Origin of the sequence: Pseudarthrobacter sp. NIBRBAC000502772 (assembly GCF_006517235.1) — a bacterium.
Classification (GTDB): domain Bacteria; phylum Actinomycetota; class Actinomycetes; order Actinomycetales; family Micrococcaceae; genus Arthrobacter.
In genome coordinates this window covers 665,402-675,844 of record NZ_CP041188.1, presented here as the reverse complement: position 1 = coordinate 675,844, position 10,443 = coordinate 665,402, and the positions used below count along the sequence as shown (strand labels likewise).

Below are 10,443 nucleotides of genomic sequence, written 5' to 3'. Positions count from 1 at the left end.
CTTCTAGTGGGCCACGGCGGCTGCGCCGTGCTCGTCGATCAGGGCGCCGGTTTCGAACCGCTCCAGCGCAAACGGCTTGTTCAGTTCGTGCGGCGTTCCCGTGGCGATGGTGTGGGCAAAGGTGAGGCCCGCGGCCGGCGTGCCCTTGAAGCCGCCGGTGCCCCAGCCACAGTTCACGAACATGTTGTCCACCGGGGTGGTGCCCACGATCGGGGAGGCGTCCAGCGTCGTATCAACGATGCCGCCCCAGGTCCTGAGTACGTGCGCACGGGCAAAGATCGGGAAGAGCTCGACGGCGGCCGCCATCTGGTGCTCGATCACATGGAACGAGCCGCGCTGGCCGTAACCGTTGTAGGAGTCCACTCCGGCGCCCATGACAAGCTCGCCCTTGTGGGCCTGGGAAACGTAGACGTGCACGTGGTTGGACATGACCACTGTGGGGTGGACCGGTTCGTGCAGTTCGGAAACCAGCGCCTGCAGCGGATGGGACTGGATGGGGAGCCGGAAGCCGGCCATTTCGGCCAGGACCGAGCTGTGCCCGGCGGCGCAAAGGCCCACCTTTTCGGTGTTGATGGTGCCGCGGTTGGTCTTGACGCCGGTGACCCGATTGCCGTCCTTGACGAAGCCGGTGACTTCGCAGTTCTGGATGATGTCCACGCCCAGTTCGTCGCACTTGCGGGCGAAGGCCCAGGCCACGTGGTCATGCTTGGCGATGCCGGCGCGCGGCTGGTACGTGGCGCCCATGACGGGGTAGCGGATGTTGTCGTTGATGTTCAGGATGGGGCAGAGTTCCTTGACCTGCTGGGGGTCCAGCCACTCGGCGTCCACTCCGTTGAGTTTGTTCGCGCCCACGCGCCGCATGCTTTCACGTACATCACCCAGGGTGTGGGCGAGGTTCATCACACCGCGCTGGCTGAAGAGGAAGTCATATTCGAGCTCCTCCGGCAGGACTTCCCAGAGCTTGAGTGCGTGCTCGTAGATAGCCGCGCTCTCGTCCCAGAGGTAGTTGGACCGGATGATGGTGGTGTTCCGGGCCATATTGCCGCCGGCCAGCCAGCCCTTTTCGAGGATGGCGATGTTGGTCATGCCGTGGTTCTTGGCCAGGAAGTAGGCCGTGGCCAGACCGTGCCCGCCGCCGCCGACAATCACGGCGTCGTACGAGGACTTGGGTTCCGGGTTCCGCCAGAGGAAATCCGGGTGTTCCGGGAGCTGATCGCCCATCATGCCACCTCGATCGCGTCAGTAGAAAGGTTGGGGTAGAGCGGGAACTTTCCGGCCAGGATTTCAACCCGCTGCCGCAGTTCCGCCACGGCCTCGTCGCTGAACTCGCGCTTGAGTGCTGCGGCGATAATGTCTGCGACCTCGGTGAACTCTGCCTTCCCGAATCCACGCGTGGCCAGTGCCGGCGTGCCGATACGAAGACCGGACGAGATCATCGGCGGACGCGGGTCGAACGGCACGGCGTTGCGGTTGACCGTGATGCCGATCCGGTGGAGACGGTCTTCGCCCTGCTGGCCGTCCAGTTCCGAATTGCGCAGATCCACCAGGACCAGGTGCACGTCGGTGCCACCGCTGACGACGGTCACGCCGGACTCTGCAACGTCGGCAGCCAGCATGCGTTCTGCGATGATGCGGGCGCCTTCCAGGGTTCGTTCCTGGCGGTCGCGGAACTCCGGCTCGGCGGCGAGCTTGAACGCCACAGCCTTCGCGGCAATAACGTGCTCCAGCGGGCCACCCTGCTGTCCGGGGAACACCGCGGAGTTGACCTTCTTGGCGATGTCGGCGTCGTTGGTCAGGATCACGCCACCGCGCGGGCCGCCAAGGGTCTTGTGGGTGGTACTTGTGACGATGTGGGCGTGAGGCACGGGGCTGGGGTGAAGCCCTGCGGCCACGAGGCCGGCGAAATGGGCCATGTCCACCATCAGGTAGGCGCCTACCAAGTCCGCGATACGGCGGAATTCGGCGAAGTCCAACTGCCGGGAGTAGGCGGACCAGCCGGCCACGATGAGCTTCGGCTTGTTCTCAACGGCCAGGCGCTCAACCTCGGCCATGTCAATGGTATGGGTGTCTTCGCTGACTCCGTACGGGACCACTTTGTAGAGCTTGCCGGAGAAGTTGATCTTCATGCCGTGGGTCAGGTGGCCACCGTGTGCGAGGTTCAGCCCCAGGATGGTATCGCCGGGCTGGATCAGGGCGAACATCGCCGCGGCGTTGGCCTGGGCTCCGGAGTGGGGCTGCACATTGGCGAACTCGGAGCCGAACAATGACTTAAGACGGTCGATGGCCAGCTGCTCAACCACGTCAACGTGTTCGCAGCCGCCGTAATAGCGCTTGCCCGGGTAGCCTTCGGCGTACTTGTTGGTCAGGACGGATCCCTGCGCCTCCATGACGGCAGTCGGCGCAAAGTTTTCGGAGGCGATCATCTCCAGCGTGCCCTGCTGGCGCAGGAGCTCCTGCTGAACAGCTGCATGGATCGCAGGATCGGTCTCTGCGAGCGTACGGGTCAGAACGTCGACCATCTTTTCTCCTCTGCTATCTAATATCCTGTTGATATATTAGTTTCGTGACTCAAGTATGCTATTCAGTCAGGTGGGTGTCAACAGATTTTTCAAGCCATCCCAGAGGCGCCAGAAGCGCGGCTGGAGGGCCGCGCTTCTGGTAGAAAGTTTGCGAGGTGGGGCTTGGATCAGGTGAAGAGCGCCTTGCGGACGGCATCCTCGAAGCCACTGACGTGGCTCCTTGCCAGATCAGCGGCCCGTGCCTCATCGCCGTCAATCACTGCGCCGAGCAGGTCCAGGTGCTCATGCACATGGCGGGAAAGGTCGGGAAGGCGATCCAGAACCATGCACCAGATGCGGGTGGCGAGATTGTCGTACCGGATCAGGACGTCCTCGAGGTGGGGGTTGCCCGCAGCCGCGTAGATGCCCTGATGGACGCGCGCATCAAGGCGCAGGGTTTCGACGACGGAGGCCGCATGGGTATCGAAGGATTCAACAGCCCGCATCACAGCCCGCAACTTCTCCCGCTGCCGTTCCGTGGCCACCCGGGCGGCCCGGGACGCGGCGAGCGGTTCAAGCTGCGTCCGGATTTCTGAAATGAAAGCAAGGTCGGTCACCTCTACGCGGGTGGCAAAGGTGCCCCTGCGCGGATACGAAACCACCAGGCGGTCGAGCTCGAGCCGCTTCAAAGCTTCCCGCACCGGAGTCCGCCCCATGCCGAGATCCCTGGCGAGGTGGTCGTCGTTGAGAAGATCGCCGGGTTTGATCTCCAGCATCAGCAGCCGGTCGCGGATGCGCTCGTAGGCCACGTCCGCCAACGACTTCTTGACTCCATCTGCCACGATCGCCAACGCTTCAACAGCCATAGCCCGGACCCCTTTCCATTCAAGCCAAATAGGCTATTGACCTCGCCCACTGACCAGTATACGCTGATTCCCAACCCTAATATATCAGTTGATGTTTTTGGAATATATCTAACTGAAGATACCCAAAGGAGGAGACATGACCATTGTGGCAACAGACTCATCAACCAGCACGCTGACTCAGACCGACCCCCGCGTGAAGGACAAGGCCCAGAAGTTCGTACTCACACTGTCGTGCGTCGAACGTGCCGGCATTGTCCAAGCAGTCACCACTTTTCTCTTCGAACGTGGCTTCAACATCGACGAGCACCAACAGTTCGACGACGGGCTCCGCGAGACGCTGCACCTGCGCACCGCGTTCTCTGGTTCCCCCGAGTACACGCCGGAGCGGCTCCAGGCGGAGTTCAATTCCATCGCGGACCGCTTCGAGATGAAGTTCAGCTTCCATGACCAGACCAAACAGCGCGTTCTGGTCATGGTGTCCAAGTTCGGCCACTGCCTGAATGACCTGATCTTCCGCTGGCGCGGCGGTAGCCTGGGCGGCGACATCGTCCTAGTGGTGTCCAATCATGAAACCCACCGGGCCATGGCCGAAGCCGCCGGCCTGCCCTTTGTCTACCTCCCCGTGACCCCGGAGACGAAGGTAGCCGCCGAACAGCGACTGCTGGACCTCGTCGACGAGCACAACATTGACCTCGTTGTGCTCGCCCGGTACATGCAGGTGCTCTCCGATGACCTCTGCCGCTCCCTCGAAGGCCGGGCCATCAACATCCACCACTCCTTCCTGCCTGGTTTCAAGGGAGCGCGCCCGTACCACCAGGCGTACGACCGTGGCGTCAAACTGGTAGGTGCCACCGCCCACTACGTGACGGCTGAACTCGATGAAGGGCCAATCATCGAACAGGAAGTCATCCGGGTGGACCACAGCTACGGTCCCACCGCGCTGTCAACAGTCGGACAGGATGCTGAAGCGCTGGCACTGTCCCGCGCCGTCCGGTGGCACTGCGAGCACCGTGTGTTGCTGGACCAAACCAGCACTGTCGTGTTCCGGTAAGCACCACCACCACATCAGCAAAGACAACACACGAAAATCAGCAGGAGAAACCACATGGCTTCGACGCCAAGCATTGTAATTATTGGAGCGGGAATCGTAGGCACGAACCTGGCCGACGAACTGGTCGCGCGGGGTTGGAACAACATCACCGTCCTGGACCAGGGGCCCCTCAATATGCCTGGAGGCTCCACGTCCCACGCCCCCGGCCTCGTTTTCCAGACGAACCCTTCAAAGAGCATGGCTGCCTTCGCCAAGTACACGGTTGAGAAGCTCCTGTCCCTGAGCGAAGACGGCGTCAGCTGCTTCAACCAGGTCGGCGGTCTGGAAGTTGCCACCACCGAGACCCGCCTCGCGGACCTGAAGCGGAAGCTCGGCTATGCCGCCGCGTGGGGCATTGATGGCAAGATCCTTACCCGCGAGGAATGCAAGGAGCTCTACCCGCTGATCAATGAGGAAGACATCCTGGGCGGCCTCCACGTACCCAGCGATGGCCTGGCACTCGCCGCCCGCGCAGTCCAGCTGCTCATCAAACGCACGGAAGCCGCCGGGGTTAAGTACATCGGCAACACCGAGGTCACCGGAATCGAACAGTCCAACCGCCGGGTCACAGGAGTGGCGACCGCTGAAGGCGTCATCCCCGCGGACATCGTGGTTTCCTGCGCCGGCTTCTGGGGCGCCAAGATCGGCGAGATGATCGGGATGTCCGTCCCGCTCCTCCCGCTGGCCCACCAGTACGTCAAGACCACTCCCGTCCCGGCACAGCAGGGCAAGAACGAACAGCCCAACGGCGCGTCGCTGCCCATCCTGCGCCACCAGGACCAGGACCTCTACTACCGCGAACACGGCGACCGCTACGGCATTGGTTCCTACGCACACCGCCCCATGCCCGTGGATCTTGACGAGCTGGGCAGCTACGAACCCAGCAGCATCAGCGAACACAACATGCCTTCGCGCCTGGACTTCACCCTGGAGGACTTCCTTCCTGCGTGGGAGGCCACCAAGCAACTGCTGCCGGCCCTCCGCGAAAGCGACATCGAGGATGGCTTCAACGGCATCTTCTCCTTCACCCCGGACGGCGGCTCCCTGGTGGGCGAATCGAAGGAAGTGGACGGCTTCTATGTGGCTGAGGCCGTATGGGTGACCCACTCCGCCGGCATTGCCCGCGCCGTTGCCGAACTGCTGACCACCGGCAAGTCCAGCATTGATCTTGGTGACTGCGACATCCACCGTTTCGAAGAAGTCCAGCTGACTCCCGAATACGTCAGCGAAACGTCCCAACAGAACTTCGTGGAAATCTACGACGTCCTGCACCCGCTGCAGCCAAAGCTCTCTCCGCGGAACCTGCGCGTCAGCCCGTTCCACGCCCGCCACAAGCAGCTGGGCGGCTACTTCCTGGAGGGCGCCGGATGGGAACGTCCGTACTGGTTCGAAGCCAACGCTGAACTGCTCAAGGAGATGCCTGACGAATGGCAGCCGCCGGCACGTGACGCCTGGTCCGGGATGTTCAGCTCGCCCATCGCCGCCGCCGAAGCCTGGAAGACCCGCACCGCGGTAGCCATGTACGACATGACCCCGCTCAAGCGCCTCGAGGTCTCCGGCCCCGGAGCCCTGAAGCTGCTGCAGGAGCTGACCACCGCCGACATGACCAAGAAGCCGGGGGCGGTCACCTACACCCTCCTGCTGGACCACGCCGGCGGGATCCGAAGCGATATCACCGTGGCCCGCCTGAGCGAAGACACCTTCCAGCTCGGAGCCAATGGAAACATCGACACGGCCTACTTTGAGCGGGCCGCACGCCACCAGACGGAAAACGGAACCGCCAGCGACTGGGTCCAGGTTCGCGACACCACCGGCGGGACATGCTGCATCGGCTTGTGGGGACCCCTCGCCCGGGACCTGATCAGCACGGTCAGCAGCGACGACTTCTCCAATGACGGCCTGCGCTACTTCCGGGCCAAGAAGGTTGTCATCGGCGGCGTCACGGTCACCGCAATGCGGCTGTCCTACGTCGGCGAGCTGGGCTGGGAACTGTACACCAGCGCGGACAACGGCCAGCGCCTGTGGGACGCACTGTGGAAGGCAGGTCAGCCGTTCGGCGTGATCGCTGCCGGCCGCGCCGCGTTCAGCTCGCTGCGCCTGGAAAAGGGCTACCGCTCGTGGGGCACCGACATGACCACCGAGCACGACCCGCTGGAAGCGGGACTCGGTTTCGCCGTGAAGATGACGAAGGAAAACTTCGTCGGCAAGGCAGCACTGGAAGGCCGGACCGAGGAAAACTCCGCCCGCCGGCTTCGCTGCCTGACGGTCGACGACGGCCGCAGCATCGTGCTGGGCAAGGAACCTGTCTTCTACAAGGACCAGGCAGTTGGCTACGTCACGAGCGCCGCTTATGGCTACACCGTTGCCAAGCCGATTGCCTACGCGTACCTGCCCGCCGCCGTCTCCGTGGGTGACGCGGTTGAAATCGAGTACTTTGGCCGGCGCATCCAGGCCACGGTCACGGCCGATCCGCTGTACGACCCCACGATGACCCGGCTCCGCGGCTAACAGCCGCCGGGCCATTCAAGGCACGCGGCCCGGACTCATTTCCTCGCAACCAGAGTCCGGGCCGCTGCTTTTCCATGGCCTGTCCCATGCCCAGGCCAGTCGAGTAGAGCTTCAGCCCAGGAAGACACATGATCAGTTCAGAAACAATAAACGACTATCTCGCCAGGCTTGCCTCGCGCGAACCCACCCCAGGCGGCGGCGCAGCCGCGGCACTCCACGCCGCCCAGGGGGCGGCCCTTGTCGCCATGGTGGCCAGGTACACCACCGGCACGAAATACCAACAGCACGCCGAACTCGTCACCAGGATCATCAGCAGCGCCGACGCACTGGTGGCCCAGGCCCTGCGCCTCGCGGACGCCGACCAGCACGCGTTCCAAGGCGTCATCGATGCCTACAAGCTCCCCGCCGGTACTGACTCCCTCAAGGCCGAACGGACAGCATCCATCCAGGACGCGCTCGTCCAGGCTGCGGAAACACCGGCAGAACTGATTCTCCTTGCCGGTGCCATCGTGGATCTTGCCACGGAACTGTTCGAGGTGGCCAATGTCAACGTGATCAGTGACGTCGCCGCCGCCGTCGACGCAGCCCGGGCAGCCGCCACCACTGCACGGGTGAACATCGACATCAATGTAGTGGCCATCAAGGACACCGAGGCACGTTCCCGGCTGGCTGAGCAGACGGACGGCCTTGAGGAAAAGGTCGTCCTGGCAGCCGACTCGCTGGCGAAGCGTGTGCGCGAAAGGATTCTCGGTTGAACACGACTCTCCTCTCTGGACGAAACCTGGCAAAGCTCATTCAGCAGAAAGCCCACGACCAAGCCAGGAACCTCGAAACTGACGGCCTGCGCCCCACCCTTGCAGTGGTTGTGGCCACCGGCGACGGCTCCACGCTCTGGTATGTGCGGTCCATCGAACGGGCTGCAGAAAGCGCAGGCATCAACTGCCGGATCGTGGACCTGGGCCACGACGCGACAAGACAGGTGCTGGCCTCAGCCCTGAAAGACCTCAGCGACGAGCCGTCCGTCAACGGCATCATCCTGCAGACGCCGTTGCCTCCCGGCGTTGACGCAGATGCGCTGGTTGGGCATATCGCCCCCGAAAAGGACATCGACGGCGCGAACCCTCTGAGCCTTGGCCGGCTGGCTGTGGGCCAGCCCTCGTTCGCCCCTGCCACGGCACGGGCCGTCACCGAGATCCTGGACCACTTCGACATCCCTGTGGCGGGCCGGAACGTCGTCGTGATTGGACGCTCAGCCGTCGTCGGAAAGCCGCTGTCCCTGCTGCTGCTGGAACGCGACGCCACCGTCACCGTCTGCCACTCCAGGTCAGGGGCGCTGGAGAAATACACCAAGACGGCCGACGTCGTGGTGGTCGCCGCCGGGCGTACCGGCCTGCTGAACGGCGGCCATATTTCCTCCGGGGCAGTTGTGATCGACGTCGGCACCAACGTCCTTTCCGACGGGTCCCTCGTGGGGGACGTGGACGAAGCCAGCGTCCGGGGCATCGCCGGGGCGCTGACACCCGTTCCGGGTGGCGTCGGCTCAGTCACCACGTCCCTGCTGCTCCTGCACACCACCGAGGCCGCGCGGGAACAGTCGCGTGCCTTGGTCCGGGGAACAGCGGTATGACCCACGGCAGGCACCCCTGCTTCGCTTAGGCCCAGTTGTTGTCTCCGCGCCCGTGCAGATCCATGCGATCTCCACGGGCGCAAAGGCCGTGTCCTGCCAGTGGGCTACAGGACGGCCTTGATGAGGTTCTCAAAGTCCGTCACATGCTTGGTGGTCAGCCGCGCAGCAGCTTCGTAATCCCCTTCCGCGATGCACTCGAGCAGCTCAATGTGCTGGGCAATGTGCTCGGATACCGGAGGAAGTTTCTCCAGCACCAGGCTCCAGATCCGCGTCGCCAGGTTGTCATACCGGATCAGGACATCCTCAAGATGCCGGCTCCCTGTGGCCCGGTAGATCATCCGGTGTACCCGCATGTCCAGGCGCATCAGGTCCCGCTGGGAGTGCATTACCGGCAGGAGCTCCCCGACTTCCCTGGCAAATTCCTTGATCTCCTGCCGGAGCTGCGGCGATGCCATTCGGGCAGCCCGTGCTGCGGCCGCAGGCTCCAAAAGGTGCCGGATTTCGGAGATTTCAGCCAGATCCGTGATGTCCACCCCTGCGGCGAATGTTCCCCGGCGGGGATACGCCACCACCAGGTGGTCGCTCTCAAGGCGCTTCATGGCCTCCCGGATGGGTGTCCTCCCCACTCCGAGCCGCTTGGAAATCACTTCGTCATTCAATGGTTCACCAGGCTTGATGTCCAAAACGATCAGTTCATCACAGAGCACCCTGTAGGCGAAGTCGGCAAAGGACTCGTCCACCTGCCTCGTTGGCATTAACGACCCCCCAACATCCGAACGTGGTTCTCCACCGCTTACCATTTTCAAGCCTCCTCCCGATGCACGGCCGAGCCTTGACGCGAAGGCCTCCTGTACATAGTATTCCTAGAACTGATATATCAATATCCCATCAAAAAAATGTCAACCCTCCGGTAGGTACCAGTTGGAGATTTACCGCTCCGGCAGGCAGTGTTGCGGTGATGCCGAAGAACGGAGAGCAATGAGCAAGGAAGCTGTTGCAAGGGTACGGCTGGAAGTTGTTCCGTCCGCCGATCTGCTCACGCAACTCGCCGCGGCTCTTGACACCACGGGATCCGTCAGCGTGACGTGCCTCCCGCACCACGGGCCTGCCCGGACCGTAGAGGCGTCCGTCCACCTGGCACGCCTCGGTTACCACACAGTTCCCCATCTCGCAGCCCGCAGCATCACAGGTGAGGCAGAACTCCATTCGCTGCTGCTGCAGCTGCAGGAGGCCGGCGTCTCGGAGCTGTTCCTCGTTGCCGGCGACCGGCGCACGCCCGCCGGCCCTTACAGCTGGAGCGGAGAACTCCTGGAGGCGGTCAACGCCTATTCACCCGACTTCTCCATAGGAATTGCCGGTTATCCGGAAGGCCACCCGCAGCTTAGCCAGGAGCAACTCAGCAGCAGCCTCCTCACGAAAGCGCCGCTGGCGTCCTCCATGGTCACGCAGATGTGCTTCTCCGCCGAGGCAATCAGCCGGTACGTCCGGTCAATCCGCACGAGCGGCATCCAGCTACCCGTGTGGGTTGGAGTCCCGGGTCCTGTCTCCGTCAGGAAACTGGTGTCCCTGGGGGCACGCCTCGGCGTCGGCCGCTCCCTCAAGCTCGCCCGCGGGACCGGGATGGCGGGAGCGCTCTGGCGGCGGGACGACTTCCTGAGCTACGACAGCGGACGCCTGATCCGCGAGGTTCACCAGGAGTTGGCGGGCGATCCCCTCTTTGCCGGGTTCCATGTCTACACCTTCAACGACCTCGGCCGCCTCCCTGGCCTCCTGGATGATCTGCGGGCACTGCAGCCGACCATTTCGCTGGCCCCAGGCAGCACCTCCATTCCACTGTTTCCTGCCAAGATCTGA

Annotated in this window: 9 protein-coding genes; 5 read left to right on the top strand and 4 right to left on the bottom strand. The window is 63.3% G+C overall.

What is annotated here, in order from left to right; all coding sequences use genetic code 11:
• Positions 1-3: 3 nt before the first annotated feature.
• The 3 genes from NIBR502772_RS03130 to NIBR502772_RS03120 all read right to left on the bottom strand — a co-directional run bounded on the left by NIBR502772_RS03130 (position 4) and on the right by NIBR502772_RS03120 (position 3,364).
• Positions 4-1,224 carry a sarcosine oxidase subunit beta family protein gene (locus NIBR502772_RS03130; protein WP_371706759.1) on the bottom strand — a complete coding sequence of 407 codons (1,221 nt, stop codon included), beginning with the start codon at positions 1,222-1,224 and terminating at the stop codon, positions 4-6.
• Complete coding sequence (gene glyA, locus NIBR502772_RS03125; RefSeq protein WP_141139035.1) at positions 1,221-2,519, bottom strand: serine hydroxymethyltransferase; 1,299 nt, start codon at positions 2,517-2,519, stop codon at positions 1,221-1,223. The genes NIBR502772_RS03130 and glyA overlap by 4 nt, the downstream gene beginning before the upstream one ends.
• A 167-nt stretch (positions 2,520-2,686) precedes the next feature.
• Positions 2,687-3,364: a GntR family transcriptional regulator gene (locus NIBR502772_RS03120; protein ID WP_141139034.1), complete on the bottom strand. Its 678-nt coding sequence runs from the start codon at positions 3,362-3,364 to the stop codon at positions 2,687-2,689.
• 136 nt (positions 3,365-3,500) lie between these two features.
• Here NIBR502772_RS03120 and purU point away from each other — a divergent pair, with 136 nt between their 5' ends.
• From purU to NIBR502772_RS03100, 4 genes are all read left to right on the top strand, one after another.
• Entirely contained in the window at positions 3,501-4,415 is a 915-nt protein-coding gene (gene purU / locus NIBR502772_RS03115) for a formyltetrahydrofolate deformylase (protein WP_141139033.1), read from the top strand.
• Between the two features lie 54 nt (positions 4,416-4,469).
• Positions 4,470-6,962: an FAD-dependent oxidoreductase gene (locus NIBR502772_RS03110; protein ID WP_141139032.1), complete on the top strand. Its 2,493-nt coding sequence runs from the start codon at positions 4,470-4,472 to the stop codon at positions 6,960-6,962.
• A 128-nt stretch (positions 6,963-7,090) separates the two neighbouring features.
• Complete coding sequence (locus tag NIBR502772_RS03105; protein WP_141139031.1) at positions 7,091-7,717, top strand: cyclodeaminase/cyclohydrolase family protein; 627 nt, start codon at positions 7,091-7,093, stop codon at positions 7,715-7,717.
• Positions 7,714-8,589: a bifunctional 5,10-methylenetetrahydrofolate dehydrogenase/5,10-methenyltetrahydrofolate cyclohydrolase gene (locus NIBR502772_RS03100; protein WP_141139030.1), complete on the top strand. Its 876-nt coding sequence runs from the start codon at positions 7,714-7,716 to the stop codon at positions 8,587-8,589. Before NIBR502772_RS03105 ends, NIBR502772_RS03100 begins: the two co-directional genes overlap by 4 nt.
• Before the next feature lie 104 nt (positions 8,590-8,693).
• On the opposite strand, the gene NIBR502772_RS03095 is transcribed toward NIBR502772_RS03100, so the two are convergent.
• Positions 8,694-9,344 carry a GntR family transcriptional regulator gene (locus NIBR502772_RS03095; protein WP_141139029.1) on the bottom strand — a complete coding sequence of 217 codons (651 nt, stop codon included), beginning with the start codon at positions 9,342-9,344 and terminating at the stop codon, positions 8,694-8,696.
• Positions 9,345-9,567: 223 nt separating this feature from the next.
• Between NIBR502772_RS03095 and NIBR502772_RS03090 the strand changes: the two genes are divergently transcribed.
• Entirely contained in the window at positions 9,568-10,443 is an 876-nt protein-coding gene (locus NIBR502772_RS03090; protein ID WP_141139028.1) for a methylenetetrahydrofolate reductase, read from the top strand.